This window comes from Autumnicola tepida (assembly GCF_031846485.1).
Lineage (GTDB): Bacteria > Bacteroidota > Bacteroidia > Flavobacteriales > Flavobacteriaceae > Autumnicola > Autumnicola tepida.
Window position 1 is genome coordinate 46,050 of the sequence record NZ_JAVRHQ010000006.1, and the last position, 20,028, is coordinate 66,077.

22 protein-coding genes and 1 pseudogene are annotated in these 20,028 nt (G+C 38.2%); all 23 read left to right on the forward strand.

Annotation, left to right across the window (positions count from 1 at the left end; genetic code table 11):
- Nucleotides 1–15: 15 nt before the first annotated feature.
- Complete coding sequence (gene nhaA, locus RM553_RS06880; protein ID WP_311534308.1) at nt 16–1,386, forward strand: Na+/H+ antiporter NhaA; 1,371 nt, start codon at nt 16–18, stop codon at nt 1,384–1,386.
- A gap of 10 nt (nt 1,387–1,396) precedes the next feature.
- A complete protein-coding gene (locus RM553_RS06885; RefSeq protein WP_311534217.1) occupies nt 1,397–2,188 on the forward strand; it encodes a cation efflux transmembrane domain-containing protein in 792 nt (263 codons plus the stop codon).
- 1 nt (nt 2,189) lies between these two features.
- Nucleotides 2,190–2,861: a lipoprotein signal peptidase gene (locus RM553_RS06890; protein ID WP_432271451.1), complete on the forward strand. Its 672-nt coding sequence runs from the start codon at nt 2,190–2,192 to the stop codon at nt 2,859–2,861.
- 53 nt (nt 2,862–2,914) lie between these two features.
- Nucleotides 2,915–3,913 (forward strand): sodium:calcium antiporter, encoded by a 999-nt coding sequence (locus RM553_RS06895; RefSeq protein WP_311534218.1) that lies wholly within the window; start codon nt 2,915–2,917, stop codon nt 3,911–3,913.
- Nucleotides 3,914–3,918: 5 nt separating this feature from the next.
- Complete coding sequence (locus RM553_RS06900; protein ID WP_158091610.1) at nt 3,919–4,089, forward strand: hypothetical protein; 171 nt, start codon at nt 3,919–3,921, stop codon at nt 4,087–4,089.
- On the forward strand, nt 4,086–4,289 hold the full coding sequence (locus RM553_RS06905; protein ID WP_311534219.1) for a hypothetical protein: 204 nt from the start codon (nt 4,086–4,088) through the stop codon (nt 4,287–4,289). Before RM553_RS06900 ends, RM553_RS06905 begins: the two co-directional genes overlap by 4 nt.
- Nucleotides 4,290–4,405: 116 nt before the next feature.
- Nucleotides 4,406–5,251: a universal stress protein gene (locus RM553_RS06910; RefSeq protein ID WP_311534220.1), complete on the forward strand. Its 846-nt coding sequence runs from the start codon at nt 4,406–4,408 to the stop codon at nt 5,249–5,251.
- A 755-nt stretch (nt 5,252–6,006) separates the two neighbouring features.
- Nucleotides 6,007–6,438 carry an HYC_CC_PP family protein gene (locus RM553_RS06915; RefSeq protein ID WP_432271452.1) on the forward strand — a complete coding sequence of 144 codons (432 nt, stop codon included), beginning with the start codon at nt 6,007–6,009 and terminating at the stop codon, nt 6,436–6,438.
- A 337-nt stretch (nt 6,439–6,775) separates the two neighbouring features.
- Entirely contained in the window at nt 6,776–9,169 is a 2,394-nt protein-coding gene (locus RM553_RS06920; RefSeq protein ID WP_311534222.1) for a multicopper oxidase domain-containing protein, read from the forward strand.
- 11 nt (nt 9,170–9,180) lie between these two features.
- The gene (locus RM553_RS06925; protein ID WP_311534223.1) at nt 9,181–9,372 is read left to right on the forward strand and encodes an LPXTG cell wall anchor domain-containing protein; all 192 of its coding nucleotides are present in this window, start codon (nt 9,181–9,183) and stop codon (nt 9,370–9,372) included.
- An 86-nt stretch (nt 9,373–9,458) separates the two neighbouring features.
- Nucleotides 9,459–9,548, forward strand: a pseudogene (locus RM553_RS19720) (four-helix bundle copper-binding protein); the annotation flags it as partial.
- Between the two features lie 80 nt (nt 9,549–9,628).
- Nucleotides 9,629–10,006 carry a hypothetical protein gene (locus RM553_RS06930; RefSeq protein ID WP_311534224.1) on the forward strand — a complete coding sequence of 126 codons (378 nt, stop codon included), beginning with the start codon at nt 9,629–9,631 and terminating at the stop codon, nt 10,004–10,006.
- Between the two features lie 70 nt (nt 10,007–10,076).
- Complete coding sequence (locus RM553_RS06935; protein WP_311534225.1) at nt 10,077–10,682, forward strand: DUF3347 domain-containing protein; 606 nt, start codon at nt 10,077–10,079, stop codon at nt 10,680–10,682.
- The gene (locus RM553_RS06940) at nt 10,683–11,135 is read left to right on the forward strand and encodes a heme-binding domain-containing protein (RefSeq protein WP_311534226.1); all 453 of its coding nucleotides are present in this window, start codon (nt 10,683–10,685) and stop codon (nt 11,133–11,135) included. It begins immediately after the preceding gene.
- Nucleotides 11,136–11,468: 333 nt separating this feature from the next.
- Entirely contained in the window at nt 11,469–12,143 is a 675-nt protein-coding gene (locus RM553_RS06945) for a DUF2231 domain-containing protein (RefSeq protein ID WP_311534227.1), read from the forward strand.
- Nucleotides 12,097–13,650 carry an FMN-binding glutamate synthase family protein gene (locus RM553_RS06950; RefSeq protein ID WP_311534228.1) on the forward strand — a complete coding sequence of 518 codons (1,554 nt, stop codon included), beginning with the start codon at nt 12,097–12,099 and terminating at the stop codon, nt 13,648–13,650. Before RM553_RS06945 ends, RM553_RS06950 begins: the two co-directional genes overlap by 47 nt.
- On the forward strand, nt 13,651–14,193 hold the full coding sequence (locus RM553_RS06955) for an ion channel (RefSeq protein WP_311534229.1): 543 nt from the start codon (nt 13,651–13,653) through the stop codon (nt 14,191–14,193).
- Nucleotides 14,194–14,209: 16 nt separating this feature from the next.
- Nucleotides 14,210–14,689 carry a nuclear transport factor 2 family protein gene (locus RM553_RS06960; protein ID WP_311534230.1) on the forward strand — a complete coding sequence of 160 codons (480 nt, stop codon included), beginning with the start codon at nt 14,210–14,212 and terminating at the stop codon, nt 14,687–14,689.
- Between the two features lie 9 nt (nt 14,690–14,698).
- Nucleotides 14,699–14,995 (forward strand): phosphoribosylpyrophosphate synthetase, encoded by a 297-nt coding sequence (locus RM553_RS06965; protein WP_311534231.1) that lies wholly within the window; start codon nt 14,699–14,701, stop codon nt 14,993–14,995.
- Nucleotides 14,996–15,693: 698 nt separating this feature from the next.
- On the forward strand, nt 15,694–16,257 hold the full coding sequence (locus RM553_RS06970; protein ID WP_311534232.1) for a DUF305 domain-containing protein: 564 nt from the start codon (nt 15,694–15,696) through the stop codon (nt 16,255–16,257).
- A 522-nt stretch (nt 16,258–16,779) separates the two neighbouring features.
- Nucleotides 16,780–17,043, forward strand: coding sequence for a cation transporter dimerization domain-containing protein (locus RM553_RS06975; protein WP_489752715.1), 264 nt, complete (start codon nt 16,780–16,782; stop codon nt 17,041–17,043).
- An 80-nt stretch (nt 17,044–17,123) separates the two neighbouring features.
- Entirely contained in the window at nt 17,124–19,019 is a 1,896-nt protein-coding gene (locus tag RM553_RS06980; RefSeq protein WP_311534310.1) for a heavy metal translocating P-type ATPase, read from the forward strand.
- 582 nt (nt 19,020–19,601) lie between these two features.
- On the forward strand, nt 19,602–19,958 hold the full coding sequence (locus RM553_RS06985) for a single-stranded DNA-binding protein (protein ID WP_311534234.1): 357 nt from the start codon (nt 19,602–19,604) through the stop codon (nt 19,956–19,958).
- Nucleotides 19,959–20,028: the final 70 nt, after the last annotated feature.

Consider the following 20,028-nt stretch of genomic DNA (forward strand, 5'->3'; position numbering starts at 1 on the left):
GAAAAAGATGTTACTATGAATGAACCCCAAAAAGCACAGTCAGCGTTGGCTTATGTGAGGGAAACCGCACAGAAGTTTCTCGATAGGGAAACGGCGGGCGGCATCCTTTTGATTATTGCTACTATCGTAGCCCTTTTTTTGGGCAATTCCCAATTTTCGGAGATGTACCACCATTATCTTAAAGATGAGTTTGTAATTGAATTCTCAGAACATTTTAATTTTGGGCTAACTATTGAAGAATGGATCAATGATGGCCTGATGGCAATTTTCTTTCTGGTTGCTGGTTTGGAATTGAAAAGGGAAGTCCTGGTAGGGGAATTATCATCCTTTAAAAAAGCGTCTTCTCCACTTCTGGCAGCATTAGGAGGTATGATAGTTCCTGCCCTGATATTCGCAAGTTTTAATTCAGGAACAGCTTATATAAGGGGATGGGGAATACCAATGGCTACGGATATAGCCTATTCCCTTGGCATTATTGGTCTTTTGGGAAAAAAAATACCTTCTCAGTTGAAAATATTTTTGGTGGCATTGGCAATAGCAGATGATGTGGGTGCCATTCTGGTTATAGCCCTTTTTTACAGCAGTCAAATAAGCTGGTTTTATCTGGTTGGTGGCCTCGGAATATTTGTTGGCCTTTTGGTACTAAATAAAATTAGGGTTAAGAACCTGTTATGGTATATTACAGGTGGAATTGTACTATGGTACTTTTTTCTGAATTCAGGTGTCCATCCCACCATTGCGGGAGTGTTATTTGCTATTACCATTCCCGTAAGGCCTAAACTGGACAGTAAACACCTTAAGGATAGAACCACCCGGAATCTGGGTCAGTTGGAAGAAGCAGATATTGAAACTAAAAATCCCCTTCAGGATATAAAGCAACGCCTAATTCTAAAAGCAATCAAAAAAGATACTGAGAATTCAAGGCCTCCGTTGCTAAAATTAGAGAACTCCCTTATCGACTTTAATGCTTTTTTTATTATCCCAATATTTGCGATTGCCAACGCCGGGGTAAAGTTAGATGTAAGTTTTTTAGAAGTTGTTTCCAGTTCCTTGGGTTTAGGGGTAATCGCCGGGCTTGCCGTTGGGAAAGTAACTGGTATTAGTCTCTTCACCTGGCTTGGACAGAAAATAGGTGTTTCTTCCATTCATAGTTCTTTAAAATGGAAACATATTTTGGGGGTTGGAATGATTGCCGGGATTGGTTTTACCATGTCCCTGTTTATAACCAACCTGGCTTTTACCAATCCAGAGCTGGTAAAGGTTTCAAAAATAAGCATTTTGATCGCTTCCTCTATCGCGGCCTTAATAGGCGTACTTATTTTATTTTTAAGCTCGCCGGTAAAACAAAAAAATAAAAATATTAAAACTCTGCATAGGATACGGTAAATAAGGAAATATGAATAAAAGCACTTTTAAGGTTACCCAAATGGACTGCCCTTCTGAAGAACAGATGATAAGGATGAAACTTGAGTCAAACCCTCAAATCAAATATCTGGATTTTGACATTCCAAATAGGAAATTAGATGTATACCATAAGGGGAATGCTCAGGAAGTAAACACCGTATTGGGGGAATTAAAGCTGGGGGAAAAACTTTTGGGAACAGAAAAGGCGGAAACACCTATTGCCGAAGACGAGACCAAACAAAAGAAGATACTCTGGTGGGTCTTGTACATTAATTTTGGTTTTTTCGTTATCGAAATGACCACGGGTTGGATTTCTTCCTCGATGGGTCTTATTGCCGATTCACTGGATATGTTGGCTGATTCCATTGTATATGCCTTGAGCCTTTTTGCCGTAGGCGGTGCTATTACCAGAAAAAAGGAAGTGGCGAAATTCAGTGGCTATTTTCAGATGGCGTTGGCCCTGCTGGGATTTTCTGAGGTGTTGAGAAGGTTTTTGAGCAGTAGTGAGACCCCTTTGTTTCAGTGGATGATTGTCGTTTCTATTTTCGCCCTTATTGGTAATCTGGTCTCTCTATGGCTAATAAACAAGGCCAAGAGTAAGGAGGCGCATATGCAGGCAAGTGCCATCTTTACCTCAAACGACATTATTGTGAACGGCGGGGTAATACTGGCAGGGGTGCTGGTTTATTTTTTGGACAGTAAATGGCCCGATTTGGTCATAGGGGGTGTTGTGTTTGCCTTTGTGATGCGCGGGGCCATTAGAATTTTAAAATTGTCGAAATAATTTGAATGTACAACATCAAATAGTATCAAATGGCAACAAACCAATTGTGGAGAAAAGAACTATAATCCTGCTGATTTTACTATTGTTGGCCATAGACCAGACAATAAAAATATTGGTTAAGACTAATTTTTATTATGGAGAGGAATATTATGTGTTTGGCCAGGATTGGTTTCGGTTACATTTTTTGGAAAACTCCGGGATGGCCTGGGGATTCAAGTTTGGCGATGGTTATCTGGCCAAAGTTGTTTTAATTTTATTCCGGTTGGCAGCGATCATATTGGGAACTTTTTATATCCATAAGATGATTAAGAAGGGATATGCCCAGTTTTTTTTAATCAGTGCAGCATTTATATACGCAGGTGCGCTAGGCAATTTGATTGATGGAGCTTTCTACGGAATGATTTTTGAAAAAAGTGACCCGGCACTTCAAAATATTGCGGGAATATTCCCGTCGGGCGGTGGTTATTCGGGATTTTTAAACGGTAATGTGGTCGATATGTGGTTCTTTCCGATTATAGACACCAGGCTTCCGGAATGGTTGCCATTTTGGGGCGGGGATCATTTTACGTTTTTCGACCCTGTATTCAATACAGCGGATGTTTGGATCAGTACGGGAGTTCTTTTACTCCTGGTTTTTCATAAAAAACATCACAAGACAAAAAAACTCAAATAATAAACATTTGAATATACGAATGCTAACAGAACAATTTTAAACAACTATATACGATGAATGTCTGGCTTTGGGTAGTAATATTGGGATTAGCGGCCTGGGCCGCCCACTGGGGTGCGGACCGATTGTTGACCCCTTTGAAGTTGCTCCGCAAGCAATGGGGCCTTACCGCTTCTGCAGGTGCCGCATTCCTTGCCATTGTCACGGCAAGCCCTGAAGTTGCCATAAACATTGCAAGTGCGGCACGGGACGTTTCCGATATTGGCCTGGGCAATTTGTTGGGTTCCAATATTATTTCCATTCCCTTGATGGTGACCATAGCTTATTTTGCTTCAAGGAAACAGTTCAAGAACAACAAGGAACATCAAGAACATCGTGATAAAAACATTTTGGCGTTAAACAAACGTTCGGTTGCAGTATTGTCCCTTCCCTATCTGGGCATTATCGCCCTTGTTGCCATTTTGACCTTGCCAAAGCCCTGGCGCGGGCTACAACCAATAGACGGGTGGATTATGCTGGGTGCATATATTGCATTCCTGGCCCACGCCATAGTAAAAGGCAAGGAAAAGGGCAAAAATGTAGAATGGAACAAAAAACAGGTCTTGTTATCGATTGCCGGGGCCATTGCCATTGCGACCGGTGCCTTTTTTATTGTTAAGGCAACTGAAAATATCGTTTCTGTCTTGGGCATTTCTGAAATCGTGGGTGGCCTTTTTATCACGGGCATAATGACCACGGCACCGGAAATTTTTAAGACCTGGAGCGTGGTAAAAGGGGGCGAGGTGACAGCGGGCACCACCAGTGTGATTGCAGATAATGCCGTAACTATGACACTGGCCTTTTTTCCGCTTGCTTTAGTAACCACCCCGATTGAGGATTTTCAACTTTATTGGGTAAACCTGGCTTTTGTGGGTTTAATGCCCTTGTTATATTCATTATTTATTCATCAGAGCAAGGAACAGCACGGATTTACCCGCTGGCAAATTTTCGCCTTTGATGCAGCATATATTGTATATTTAATGGTAATGGTTTTTTTCGTATTAAAATTGTTTTAAAAATTATGGAAGATTTGTTCAAAGACTATCAGGAAAGGCTCAATCAATTGGATGAGAATATAAGGGTAGCAGCAGTAAAATATGCAGTAGGTTTTTATTCAAATAAAAACTGCTCCAAAGAAGAAGCTCTTGAACGAGGTATAACGAAGGCTGAAATGCACAATAGAAAAATATGATTCAGCCCAAATGGATAAAATTTATGCAATGGACGTTTGAAGAATTTAATGCTCGTTTGGACGGTCTCCATCCTTTAGTAAAAAAGAAAGCTCTCGAAATTGCTAAAAATCTGGTGATGGAAGAGGATTACACCAGGGAGGACGCCATAAAAAAAGGAATTATGAAAGCCGAAGAATGGTTCTATGACCTTGGAGGATAAATAAAAGGTCTCATAGAAATCACATAAATCGATGTCATCATTGAACAATAAGAAAATCCCTATAAATATCGAATGCCAAATTCATTATAATTATTAACATACAAAAACTTTGAAATATGAAACTTACCAAAATTTTAATTCCAATAGATTTTTCGCAGGCTGCTGCAACAGCTATTAGTTATGCGTTGATGTTAGCCCGCAAGCTTAATGTAGAAATGATTATCGCTCATGCCTACACTGCTCCCATACCTTCCAACGGGTTTGTGGGGGTGGGAACCATGACTTATCCGGTACCAGATAATTTTCCCTCGTATGAAGAATATTATCGTAATAAAATAAAAGAATTCCTTGAAAATTATCCGGAATTCCAAACTGAAAATTATAAATTGATTATGGGAGTAGGTGCCATTGAAAAATTTATCTGTCAAACGGCAAAAGATGAAAATGTCGATATGATACTTATGGGCACTGAAGGTATTGATTCTTCCATTGAAGAATTTTTTATGGGCACCCTTAGTGAAAAAGTTAGTCGTAATGCCCCTTGTCCGGTATTGGTTATTCCTGAAACGATAGAGTCATATAATATTAAGAATATTGGCTTGGCCCTGGATAAGGACAATTTTTTTGAAATTTCTTTTAAACCGGATTTCTTTGCCAAACTTTTAAAAACTTTGGATGCCTGTATTTCCCTGATTCATTTTTCAGAAAACGATGAAAAGGAAATTAATGAAAAGGAAGTTAATGAATATTACTCGAAAATCCTCAATACGGAGATCGTTGCATTCCATTGTTTTAACGATGCTGATCCTCAAGAAAAGATTTCCAAATTTTATTGGCAAAATTCAATCGATGTTTTGACGCTGATTTATCGCGACCACGGATTTTTTGAAAAGTTGTTTAATAAAGGATTCAGGAAAGAGTTGGTTTTTCATTCAAACCTTCCTCTGTTAATTTTGAAGTAAGATTGCACCGTTTTAAAACACCTGTAAGCACAAGTCTTTTTAGAGGCTAAATTGTTGCCCTATTTGAATGAAAAAGTAATGACTAAAGCCTGAGCCTGAAAGAGATTCGATAGTTAAGCATTGTAATGTAAATAGTCCTGCAGGCAAAGTACAGAAGAGTTTGAAGAGGAACACTATAAGCATAAATTTAATAGGTGTTTGCAGGGACTACAAACCTTTTCGAGATGATAGAATTGAAACCACAAAGAAATTTAAATACAGTTTAATTATCTGCACCCTGGATATGGTGTAGAACGCGATCTTAGTAATTTTAAGACCTAAACTAAAATTGTCACAGACAACCGGGATATTGGGATACTTGCAAAATTTTCTACCTATAAGTTAGCGCTATTTATTATGAATTTACGCCAGGGATAAGGGATGCTTTGCAAAAAATTTTCTCGTAGATAGATGTAGGATTTTGAGATTTCTGTTGTAGCAGGATCTTGTTCAACCCTGGCAATCGGATTCAAACAACAAAGGGAGAAATTTCTTAAAGTTTTGATACAGGGAAATTGGTTAGGTAAACCTCGATCAACGATGATTTTCAGTTTTAGGTTGTTTCTAATGAGTTAGTCATACTTAGTAAAGAAATAGGTTACAATACCCGGGTATTATTTGAGTTTTCTAAATGTTCGTCTCCTGAAGGATGTGAGGTCCCATTAAAATTTTGTTAAACCGAGTAGTTACTGTTAAAATTTCGTAATTTTACATTTGTGAAAAAAGTTTTTTACAAAATAATATCTGTTTTGATGGCATTTGTGGTTGTATCAACTATAATGTCCTTTACGCTAAATATACATTATTGCGGAAACTCTTTGATTGATTTTAGTTTCTTTTCCAAGGCGGAAAGCTGTGGAATGGAGGTCGATAGCTATCGTAACCAGCTTAGTAAGCCTTGTCAGAACCCTTCTATTGATAAAAAATCATGTTGCTCTGACCAAAAAATCGTGAAGGAAGGCAGCGATGACCTTAAAATAGCATTCAACAACCTTATTTTTGAGCAACAGACCTTTTTTGCCACATTCTTCTATACTTATGTAAATCTTTTCGAGGGACTTGATGAAAACATCGTTCCCTTCAAGGATTACTCGCCCCCCTTTATTGAACGGGACGTTCAGATACTCTACGAGACTTATTTAATTTGATTTTTAGAAAAGAGCCCGAAAACTATCTGGGTTTTTTAAGCACTTCTGGATTTCCGGGATGTGCTTATATTACTGTATTCTCGTAATAGAATCCACTAAACCAATCTCTTTATTTAACAATCTAATTATATCATAGAGGAGATAATCTCGCTCCAATCAATTCACACCTTTTTTGGTTTGGATTATTCTAAAAGCTGTCCAAGATTTTCTAATTAATATTCTTTGATAAATTCAAATAAATGAAAACACAATATACCAGTATAAAAAAAGTATGTAAAATACTTAAATGTATGAGGATTAATCACAATAAGCTACTAAATCAATAAAAATGCACTTTATGATTAGACAAATCACTTTGCTTGTTGTGTTTCTGACTACAAGTTTAGGAATAGCCCAAACTGAACCTTCGTTAGAAGGGAATGTAGATAACCTACCCATAAGGGAATATACCCTTACACTGCGGGAAGAAGCCGTAAACAAGGCGGGCAAAGAGGTTATGGGAATGACCATAAATGGTCAGATACCAGGGCCGACACTTGAATTTAATGAAGGTGAATACGCAGTAATCTATGTCAAGAACGAGATGAGCGTAGAATCATCGATACACTGGCACGGCCTTCTTTTGCCCAATTTCTACGATGGGGTGCCTTATCTGTCCACACCCCCCATTGAAGCCGGAGAAACCCTGAAATATGAATTTGAAATTAAGCAAAACGGTACTTATTGGTACCATTCCCATACCATGCTTCAGGAACAAAGTGGTGTTTATGGCCCTATTGTTATCCAGCCAAAGGAAGAAACAGATTTGGAGTATGACAAGGAACTGGTACTACTTCTTTCAGATTGGACCAATGAGAAACCCAGGGATGTAATGCGATTTTTAAAACGTGGCACGGAATGGTACAACATCAGGAAGGGAACGGCCACACCGTTGAACCAGGTCATCAAAAGAGGTGCTCTGGGCGCCCAATTTAATTTCTGGAGGCAACGCATGGAAAGTGCGGATATAGCGGATATTTACTATCCCGCGTTTCTGATCAATGGAAAGGAAAAGGTCGAATATCCCGAGTTCAAGCCCGGGGAGAAAGTCCGTCTGCGCATTATCGATGGTTCTGCATCCACCTCGTTCTGGATGACCTTTGGTGGGGAAGACCCACAATTGGTTTCAGCCGATGGCAAGGACGTTGTTCCCTTAAGAAAGAACAAAACTTTTATTGCGGTTGCAGAAACCTACGATTATATCGTGACCATACCGGAAACTGGCAAGTTGGAATTCAAGATTATGGCCCAGGATGGTTCCGGTACCGCAACCGCCTATCTGGGTCAGGGCCCGATCGTTGCTGCCCCGGACGTTCCCAAGCCGGATAAAATAGGGATGATGCAGCAAATGGCAAAGATGAAGATGAGAATGGGCGCCCCGGCATTAAAATTTAGGCCCGGTAAGATAGACCCCTATAAAATGGCCGAGGATTGGGGAATGCAAATGGACGGTACCATGAAGATGGAAGGTATGAACGATATGGCTCCCAATGCCGGATCGGAAGGTATGGGCAATATGAACAGGGAGAAGTCAAATATAATGGGTATGGAAAAGGATTCCATGCAGATGGACCATTCCAAAATGGCAAAAATGGATATGGAAAAGGATTCCGAAATGAAGAAACAGACTGGAATGGATGGTATGAAAATGGATAAAAAGAACGGTATGCAGGGCATGGGTATGTTTTCAGAATACAACTATGATTACCTAAAATCACCTGAAAAGACTAACTATGATCCCGATGTGCCGGTAACCGAAATCCTGTTGAATCTTACAGGGAATATGCAACGGTATGTCTGGAGTATGAACGGTGTGCCCCTTTCCGAAGCGGATAAAATCAAGATAAAGGGGGACGAGGTAACCCGGATTACCTTCAATAACCTGACCATGATGCACCACCCTATGCACCTGCATGGGCATTTCTTTAGGGTCATCAACGAGAACGGTGAATATTCCCCCCTGAAACACACGGTGAATGTACCGCCTATGCAAAGGATAACCATTGAATTCTATGGCAATGAATACGGCGACTGGTTTTTCCATTGCCATATTCTATACCATTTGGTGGGCGGAATGTCCCGCATAGTAAGCTATGGTACGCCACGTGACCCTAGGATGGAAGAATATCCTGTGTCCAAACTTATTGATGAGACCGATCAGTACTACTCTTGGGGGATGGTGGATGCCGCATCCAATATGACCGCATTGAACTTGGTAAGTTCAAACATACGCAACCAGTTTTCCCTGAGAGCTGAATACGGATGGAACAAAAATTTGGAAGTAGAAGCGGCTTATGACAGGTATCTATATGATTATTTGACCGTTTTTGGTGGTGTGAATATTGAAAATGGAATGGAGGACAGCCTGGAGGAAATAAATACGACCGCCATTGCAGGTATACGCTACCTTACCCCTTACCTTTTTACCCTTGATGTTCGTATGGACAGTAAGTTGCGGCCACAGATAAGTTTAAGTCGTGCCATAGCGATCTTCCCAAGGACCATTCTGTTTGGAACCTACGAGTACCAGGCCGATTTTGGATGGGTAGATGAGTTGCCACAAGGGGATAATTTTAAAAAAGAAATTACCTGGAGTACCGGTATAGAATATTTCTTATCCAAGAATTTTTCGCTAATGGGAAGTTATGATAACCGCTTTGGTCCGGGTGGTGGGCTTTCTCTAAGATTTTAAAAGTAAAGGGAATGGTTTACAACAAATGGGATTGGCTGATTTTAATTGGGGTTATAGTTCTTTCTATTTTTATTTACGCGGGCAGAAAGAAGAAAAAGCGTAAGGAGGCTATTAAAATTTTGGATGAAAGATATGCCAAAGGAGAAATAAGAGAGGAAGAATATGAGAAAAGTAAAACAATGATATATGATGGAAAACACTAAGAGCGCAAGTATCAAAGCTTGTCTATAACTAATACCATTTTCTAATTTCAACAAAGTAATTTATTATTAATTTAAATATGGAACCTATGAAAAGTTCAAAATTGATTGAAGCATTGAACAACTGCGTATTACATTGCAATTATTGTGCAGATGCCTGTCTGGATGAAGATGACATGTGCTAATAGCATTTAGAGGATGTAAGGAAAAGCAGACTGTCATAATTGATACACCTTAATAGGTGAGGAAAGAAGAAAAAATGACTACCGACTTTGCAGACCAAGATTTTATTGTAGATGTGATGACCGGTAGAACATGGCATAACTATCTGGAAAAAATGGCATTGACAGAAAGCGATAAGAGCCAAGCAAAATCTATTAGCAAGGATATGGCAGGATCGTTTGGGGAGGAACGAATGGAAATGAAAAAGCTCGTACAACAGATAGCCGAAGCTGAAAATATAGAAGAAGTCAGAAAGTTTTTCAGTTTACGGAAAAGGAGGGGCCTATGTTTGAAGACGCCCTGTCTGGAGGTGCGATTTACAAAAAATTCTGCCCGTTGGCCTTTAGCAATGAACTGCCTATTGGTATGCCAATGTCAAAGAAATTTAACCATTATTTTGGCGAAAAAATGCTAAAATGTGGATTGGTAAAGAAAAAAATTAATAAATAACCCAAAAAATAAAACACAATAAAATGAAAACAGAAATGATTAAAAGCACAATGTACACAATCGCACTCGCTGCCGTAATGATGATAACAGTTTCCTGTAAGGACGCAAACAAGAACGACCCCGAAAAGTCAAAGCCAATGAGCAATGAAATGCATCAGGAAAATGAACAGGATCACAATGGATCAGAAAGAATGAGAGGTGAGAATTCAGGTAAGGACGCGTCATCCGCAATTATAAATAACTACCTTAAAATCAAAAATGCACTTGTAGCAGACAACCAAGAAGATGCTGCAGAAGCAGGAGGAATGTTGGTGACCGACTTTGAAAATTTCGATAAGAATGGTTATTCCTCGGAAGAACAACAGGAATTAACTGATATTATTGAGGATGCAAAGGAACACGCAGAACATATAGCAGAAAGCCCTATAGCTCATCAAAGGGAGCATTTCGATATTTTAAGCAAAGATATGATAGATATGATTGCTATAACTGGTACCAATATAAAATTATATCAGGATTATTGTCCGATGTACAACGATAATAAAGGTGCACAATGGTTAAGTAGTACCGAAGAAATCAAAAACCCATATATGGGCAGCAGAATGCCGGGATGTGGAAAAATGCAAAAAGAGATTAACTAATTGAAAATCTTTAAGACAATAGCGTGGATAGCATTGGTGGCTTTATTGGCTATTCAATTTTTTCCTGTGGATTACAACCAGGGCGAAACGGTGCCGCCAACCGATTTTATGTTTGTGAACAATGTACCCGCAACGGTCGAAAAATCGTTGCGGGTTTCCTGCTATGATTGTCATAGTAACAATACCAATTATCCCTGGTACAACAAAATACAGCCAGTGGCCTGGTTTCTAGAAAACCATATTGAAGAAGGAAAAAAGGAATTAAATTTCAATGAATGGGGAGATTTTTCCGACCGAAGAAAAACCAGCAAACTGCGGTCGATCATCAGTCAGATAGAAGATGATCAAATGCCACTGGCCTCCTATACGTTTATTCATAGGGACGCAAAATTTTCAAAATCGGAAAAAAAAGAGATCATAGAATATATGACCCAACTTAAAAAAAGTTTATAAGAAACTTTTACCATGTAGATGCCTACCTGAAAATAGGAAAGGAATTTTTTTCATTGATTGGTTAGTTGGTTAATCTTTTCCAATTGAAGGTAGTATAAAAGTCCTGTAAGGGAAGGGTCTTCTTAATTAAGTTAGTTGAAAAAACCCCTTCCCTTGACAGGCACAAAAAAAAGTAAGCCTATGAAAGATTGCTGCAAAATAAGAAATGAAAAAGAACAAAAAAAAAGTGGTTTTAAAAAATGGTTCAACTATATCATTTATGGAATTATAGCCCTTATAATTATGGCGGCTTTATGGCTGCAATTAACCGGAAACTAATTAAAAACTATAGGAATGAAACCAACACAACTATTTTTCACTTTATTAATTTTTGCGTACACTGGCATTTTATCGATTGCGTTTGCCGCAAATAATTCTACAAGTTCTAATACAACGACAGAAATAAAAAATGAGGAAGCCGATGTAACTGTGGCTGCAAGTAACTCTGTTCCCACCTTACAAGCTAATACTAAAGCTAATTTCGATGAATTTCCAAACCTGCACCCAATGGTCGTGCATTTCCCTATTGTGCTGTTGCTGTTCGCTGTCATATTGCAACTGATTCAATTATTTGTGTTGAAACGTTCGCTGGACTGGGTCATATTATTGGTTATAGGTTCAGGCTTCATTGGCGCTTATGCGGCGGGTACGTTGGTCCATCCACATACCGAGGGACTTACCGAAATGGCCAAAAAAGTATTGGAACAGCACGATAAATACGCCAACTGGACGATCTGGTCGAGTGCATTGGCAGCAGTTTTGAAAGTTATTAGCCTGTTCTGGTTAAAACTAAAACGGGGCTTTGAGATTGCTGTGTTGTTGGTGATGGCTTTTTCGGCCTTTTCCGTCTCTCAGGCCGGTCATTATGGTGCACAACTGGTGTATATTGAAGGGGTTGGCCCACAAGGGAAATATTTGGGTAATGAAGCCGAAGAAGGGCATAATGAAAGTGGTGGACACTCACATTAAAAATAAAATGAGAAATGGATTTGTTATTACGAGCATCATATTGGTTTTGGCGTTAGCCGCCATAATCATGCTATACCCACATTTGTGGTGGTTGGCTTTGATACTACTTCCATTCCTCGTTTTGGGTCTAATTGACTATTTTCAAAAATCCGACAATATTAAAAAAACATATCCGCTTTTAGGAAGGGTTACAAACCTTCTTGAAGAACAGCGCCACGTGGTTCAGGAAACCCTCTTGCTCAACCGTATCGAAGGGCAACCTTTTAATTGGATTCAAAAGGAAATTGTATACAAGCGTGCTGAAGATGCAGTCAAAAACCAACCTTTTGGAACACAAATACCATACGATGAAGTAGGCAGGGAATGGTTTACCCATTCTACGTATCCCGCAAAGGAAATTAAAGATGATTTCAGGGTTACCATAGGCAGTTCAAAATGTTCCAAACCCTATTCTGCAAGCATATTGAATGTAGCTGGAATGAGCTATGGTTCTATAAGCAAAAATGCCACCCTCGCCTTGAACGGTGGGGCCAAAATAGCGGGTTTTGCCCAAAACACGGGCGAAGGTGGTTTTACCCCCTATCACACAAAATATAACGCAGATATTATTTTCCAATTTGGTACAGGGTATTTTGGATGCCGTACCAAAGATGGAAAATTCGATACTAAAAAATTCAAGGAAATCGCCACCGAAGAGGTGGTTAAAATGATTGAGATAAAAATTTCCCAAGGTGCCAAACCTGGCTTTGGGGCCATTTTGCCGGCAAAGAAGAACACTGGGGAAATTGCCGAATTCAGGGAGGTGGAGAAGGGAACAGAAATCCATTCTCCAGCATTTCATTCGGCATTCGCCAATGACATTGAAATGCTGCGCTTCATTAGAAAATTGAGAAAGCTATCCAATGGAAAACCTGTGGGAATAAAATTGTGCATTGGCCAACAAGATGAGTTTAAAAGAATGGTAAAAACCTTTGCCGAAAAGCAAAATTATCCAGATTTTATAGCCATTGACGGCGCTGAAGGCGGCTCTGGCGCTGCTCATATGGAATCTTTACATTGGGCGGGTATGCCCATAATTGAAGCCGTCCATTTCGCAAACGGCATCCTTAAAAAGTATAGGTTGCGCGATGAGATTAAAGTAATGGCAGCAGGAAAAATAATATCGGCTTTTGATATCTATAGAATGTTGGCACTTGGTGCCGATGCCTGCTACAGCGCAAGGGGGATGATGTTTGCCTTGGGATGCGTACAATCCTTAAAATGCAACCTTGATACTTGTCCAACCGGTATTACCACAATGAACCCAACACGGGTAGCATCTCTCGTAATAGATGATAAAAAGATAAAAGTGGCGAATTATCACAAGAATACGATAAAAGCATTTGCTGAATTGTTAAGGTCAATGGGATTAAAAGATAGAACGGCTATCGACAAAAAATATATAATAAAGAAAGTAAGTGAGAACCAAACATTAACCTATGACAAAATATATGTAAATAACCACTAAATGAGCAAGGAAAAAGACATAGAAACAACAACCGCTTTTTACGGGCAGTTATTCAACAGTTCAAATTATGTGATAGCTGTAGTGCTTATTGCCAGTGCAGTGCAACTCTATTTGGTGCCCAAACTTGAGACATCAATTGCCGAAATAATATTGATATGCCTAACAATAACCAAAATCGGGTTTATCATTGCTTTAGCTTTCAATCAACTGATGAAAATCATTGGGCAAAGCCACATCTTAATCCACGTATTAACCCTTTTTGGATACTTAATTGCGCTTATCGTAATTTCTTTTTCAGTTGACTATTGTGCGCTATATCTAATAGAATCGTCCCATTTTAAATACGGTGACAATCCAGCTACTACCCTGTCATTTTTTGATATGTTCTATTTCAGCCTAATTACATTTTCCTCGGTAGGCTATGGTGACATAGTACCTATAAGCATAACCGCAAAAACATTGGTCATCTTGGAGGTCACTGTACGATTTTTTGTATTGGTGTTTGGTATTGCCAATGTAAATAGGATTAAAGTAAATAAATAACCAAAAATCAAATTTTATGAAAACATCAAATCTTAAAACAATCTTAGCACTATTTCTAATTGTAACAGCATTGGGATATGGTCAAAATGAAACGAATATCGAAAAAGAGGCAGTCATAAATGTGATGAAAACCTATAAGGATGCGCTACAAAACCTAACCACCGAAGGTACTTTTGACCTGTTTACAGAAGAATCTGAAGTATTTGAATCTGGTGGTGTTGAAGGAACCTATGCTCATTATATTGAGCATCATTTGGGGCCTGAATTGGGGCATTTCGAAAAATTTGAGTTTTCAGATTATGAAATTGATGCAAGTGTAGATTTACCCTATGCCTTTACTACAGAAACATACATATATACCATAGTCCTCAACCCAGACGAAAATGGTAATACACGAACAATAAAGAAAAAAGGTGTGGCAACCTCAATCCTTAAAAAAATTGACAGCCAATGGAAGATTACCAAAATGCATTCGTCTTCCAGAAACGTAAAATAAAATGAATGTATGAATACGTTTCTTAAAAAAATCGTAGCTGTGAAAACATTTGACACCCTTTTCCAAATAATTAATTATTTGCAAGAGCATGGTTATGCCTATAATTTTAATTTATGTACGGGAAACATTGAATGTAGGGCATTAAAATTAAAGTTGCATACGGAGGATTTCGATGTGGATGAGATTCATTGTTTTGAAGGAATGAGCAATAATGATGATAACAGTAGTCTTTACACCATTTCATCAAAAAAGGAGTTAAGGGATTGTTACTCTCACGATGATAGCTGCACTGGCAATGAGTTTTAGTTCGGTATCTGTAACTCCGAATGCCCTGCAATTACGAACAAAAAAATTGATAGCTAAATGGTCGAAAGAAAAACAGTCCTAAAAATTAGAATGGCACATCGCAATTTGGGCATCTTCCTACGCATACAGTTTTTGATGTGGACAATAAGCGGTATCTATTTCAGTTGGACGGAAATCGATGAAATACACGGTGATCATTTCAAAAAAGAGATTCCTGAACAAAATGCATTTTCAGATTTATTGGGAAGTTCTCAACTAAATATTAGGAACCCATTCAATCATTAGAATTTTTTGAAATAGCGGATACATCCGATTACTGGATTAATGAGCCTGAGCTTTATCATGTGCTTACAGGAGCAAGGAAAAAGAGTTCACAGAACAAGAAGCAATCAAAGTGGAAGAACGCGATATGTTGACCGATTTAGAATTTGACCAAATATAGTGCTAAGAGCTTTCTCGCTTTAGGCTTGATAACGGTTTTAAGTGAATTTCTACTTTGGTACACCAGTTCACCAACTATTAGAAAAATAATTAAAACACGACGCAAATAATTAACTATAAATTAAACTACTATGGAAAATTCAAATGACCACAAAAAGAAAAATCAATACACAAAATTTGTAGGGATGCTCGCTTACTTTTTTTAACGATGTGTATACCACTCATTAACTAAATCTTTAATTTTAAATTTAAACAAAATGGAAAACAAACAGAACAACAAAGGAAAATACGGTAAATTTTTTGCAATGATTGCAACCTCAATGGTCGCAATGTTTTTTTTAATGTACACGCATTCATATCAGATTATAGATCATTTCTGGTACAGCGAGACTAGGTTTTTTATGACACTGATTATGGGCGGGTCAATGGTCATAATTATGCTGCTTTACATGCTACAAATGTACAAGGACCGAAAAAAGAATGTTTTGGTTTTAGGTTTGGGTTTTTTATTGATTGTAAGTGGAATATGGCTAGTCCGAAGCCAAGTAACTGTTACAGGTGTTGACTACATGGAAGGAATGATACCCCATCACTCTATAGCCATTTTAACTAGCGAACGGTCTCAAATAAAAGATGTCAGGGTTAGGAAACTTGCCGACGAAATCATAAAGGCACAGCGTAGGGAAATTATGGAAATGCAGTGGTTGATTAAGGATATACGTAAGAACGGAATTGTTGAAACCGAAAGTGAAAGGCGAAATAGACCTGTGCCAAAATTTGAAGGGAAGTTAGATGAGGAAACCAAGAATATTGAAAATTAACAAATGACTGCATTTGATATAGGCATGCCGCCTTTAAATAAAGGTTACAGGTTATTGGCTGTTTTCGTTTTCAACTGCTTCTACAAATAAAACCAATTTTCCCGTCCGGTTCTTGCAAGGTTTAAAGTTAAACCAATTAAATGCTTACAGTATAGATCAGATGAAGACAATGATACGGTTACATTTTACAGCCATCTAAAAGGTGAAATGGCGGATCTTTAAAACCCGTTAATCAAGAAATTGGGCAGTGACAGTATAGATGCACAGTGTAAGGAAGGCACAGAAATGGAATTGGTTAATAGAAGGATTATAGAATAAAAATGATAATTTATAAATAAGTACATTACATAAATCGCCATCGCAGTCTTTGTCAGACTGCTTGGTGATCTCGCCATCAAATATACCGGCTTAACCTGGATAGATCCTGCGCTAAGTTTAATAATTGTTTTGGTTATTTTATATAGTTCCTAGGGCCTTCTTCGTGATTCGGTTAAAATAGCGATAGACGCGGTTCCAAAAAATATTGATATTGACGAAGTTGAGGAATTTTTAAAAGACCTTGAAGGGGTAGAAGACGTTCACGATTTACATATATGGGCTATGAGTACAACTAAAACTGCCCTCTCTACCCATTTAGTAGTTCCTAACGGATATGAAGATCAATTTCTATATGATATCCGTAATCAGCTACGCGATAAATTTAAAATAACCCATACTACCATTCAGATAGAAAAAGAATTTGGAGATAAAGAATACCAGCCATATCAGGAATTAGATACTAATTAGAAGTTATGAAAGAAAAGAATTCAGTTATCTCAGAAGAAACTTCCTGTTCTATTCAGGAATCAGAAGATTGTTGTGGAAGTATGGCTGGTAATGAGGAAGAATTGGTTGCAAACAAACCGAGTTTTAAGGTTTACATTCCAGCTATTTTTAGCTTCCTGTTTTTAATTATAGGAATTCTATTAGATTACCTGGGAACATTTTCCCGTTTTTCCAGCTGGATCAGAATCCTCTGGTATGCTGTGGCCTATTTACCCGTGGGTTTACCTGTGATGAAGGAAGGTTGGAAAAGTATCAAAAATGGGGATTTCTTTACAGAATTCCTTTTAATGTCCATTGCTACAATTGGTGCTTTTATTATTGGTCAATACCCCGAAGGGGTAGCCGTAATGTTATTCTATACGGTAGGTGAACTTTTCCAGGGTTCAGCTGTAAAAAAAGCAAAGGGAAATATCAAGGCCTTGTTGGATGTAAGACCTAATGAAGCCTTACTGTATCAAAATAATAATTATGTTTCGGTGCCACCTGAATCTGTGAAAATTGGTTCAAAAATTCAAGTTAGGGTAGGGGAGAAAGTTCCATTGGACGGAAAACTGTTATCTGATAAAGCCTCCTTAAATACGGCGGCCCTTACAGGGGAAAGCAAACCAGATACTATCGCAAAAGGCTCAACCGTATTTGCCGGAAGCATTAATCTTAATGATGTTATTCAAATTGAAACCACAAAGGAATTTAAGGACAGTTCAATTGCCCGTATCCTGGATATGGTTCAGAATGCCACAGCCCGTAAGTCAAAAACAGAATTATTCATCCGAAAATTCGCCAGGGTTTATACGCCAATAGTTGTATTCCTTTCGATTGGCCTAACCTTTCTACCCTACTTCTTTGTTGATAATTATATATTCCAGGATTGGTTTTATAAGGCATTAATTTTTCTGGTAATTTCATGTCCGTGTGCCCTCGTAATCTCTATCCCATTAGGTTATTTCGGAGGTTTGGGTGCAGCGTCTCGTAACGGAATCCTCTTTAAAGGCGCATCTTTTCTGGATACCATGACCAAAATAAATACGGTTGTAATGGATAAAACTGGAACCCTTACCAAAGGAGTTTTTAAAATAAAGGAAATTGTAAGTAGCCCTGAAATTACGGAAGAAGAATTAATGAAATACCTCTGGGCGATAGAGGAACAGTCAACTCATCCTATAGCTAAGGCTATCATAGAGTATAAAAAAGATAATTCAGCTTATAAAGCATCCCAGGTAAGTGAGGTTGCAGGAAAGGGATTAACAGGAATAGTTACAGGTAAATCTGTTTTGATTGGCAATAAAGAACTATTGGATTCCCACGATATCATATCTCCTACTGAAATAAATAATATTGTAGAATCTGTGGTATTGGTGGCTATTGATGGTGAATTTGCTGGTTACGTAACTATAGCTGATGAGCTGAAAGAAGATGCACATCAAGCGATCAAAGAAATTCGTAAAACCGGAATATCGAGAATCATAATGCTCTCTGGCGACAAAGATTCTATTACCAGAGAGCTTGGTAGAGAAATAGGATTAGATCAGGCCATAGGTGGATTGTTACCGGAAGATAAACTCGATGAAGTAGAATCTTTAAGAAAACAGGTAGGAGTTAAAGTTGCTTTTGTAGGTGACGGTATTAACGATGCGCCTGTCCTTGCAACAAGTGATGTTGGCATAGCAATGGGTGGTCTGGGAAGCGATGTAGCCATTGAAACTGCAGATGTCATCATTCAAACAGACCAGCCTTCTAAAATCGCACAGGCCATTAAAATAGGCCGATCCACTAGAAAAATTGTGTGGCAGAATATTGCTTTGGCATTTGGTGTTAAATTAGCCGTTATGGTCTTAGGTGCTTTCGGAATGGCAACAATGTGGGAGGCCGTATTTGCCGATGTTGGAGTTGCGATGTTAGCTATCCTCAACGCAATTCGTTTGCAGAATATGGACTAGAAATAAAATTAGATCTTATTTTGAGGATTTTTTTTAAGCGCGAAAATATATAGATAATTTATTCCTTAAGGATGAATTAGACTGCTTGTATTATAATATCAAAAATATAAATAGGCATAAGTGTTTTAATATCAGTACCTAAGATATATATATCTTCTCGTTTCGATAAAAATTCCAACAATTTACTATTCCCGGATTTACGAGATGTAATTAATGGGTAGGATATTTTTAATTTCTTCTCCTTCCGGTTTTGTTTTTCATTTTCCCGTTCTCCATTTACTTCTCAACCGTTACTGTTTTTTCCTTTTTATAAATGCAAAATACCAGCATATAGAAGTTAGCCGGACTGCATAAGCCGGTTGACTTCGTCTGCCCTTTTATAAGTCCTCTCTAATTCTATATGCCGAAAATGAATCAGCATCAAAAAGGAAACAGCATACGGCTCTATAGGAAGTAAATCAAAATAAGAACGTGATGAAATCAATAAAAACAAAATTATCCGGAAGTAGAACAAAAAAATCAAAAAAGAAAAGCTCCGGATATAATAAGTAAATCAATTTTTAATCTTTAAATCTTTTAATTATGAAAACGCTTAGAAACAAAGTTCAGTTAATCGGAAATGTGGGACAAACCCCGGAAATCAAAAATCTTGAAAGTGGTAAAAAAGTAGCCAGTTTCTCCATTGCTACTAATGAAATTTATAAAAATTCAAAGGGAGAAAAAATACAGGATACTCAATGGCATAACATCGTAGCCTGGGGCAAAACCGCTGCAATCGTAGAAAGTTATGTGGCCAAAGGTAAAGAAATTGCCATTGAAGGTAAACTAACCAATCGCTCCTATGAAAATAAGGAAGGAGAAAAAAGATACATAACCGAAGTGGTAGCCAGTGAAATTCTTTTGCTGGGTGGCGGGAATGCTAATAACGATACTCATTAGCAGTTAAATAAAAGAGGGCTGGAACTTGCTCATGGTAACGCCCTCTTTTTTCATTTCAACGCTTTAAATC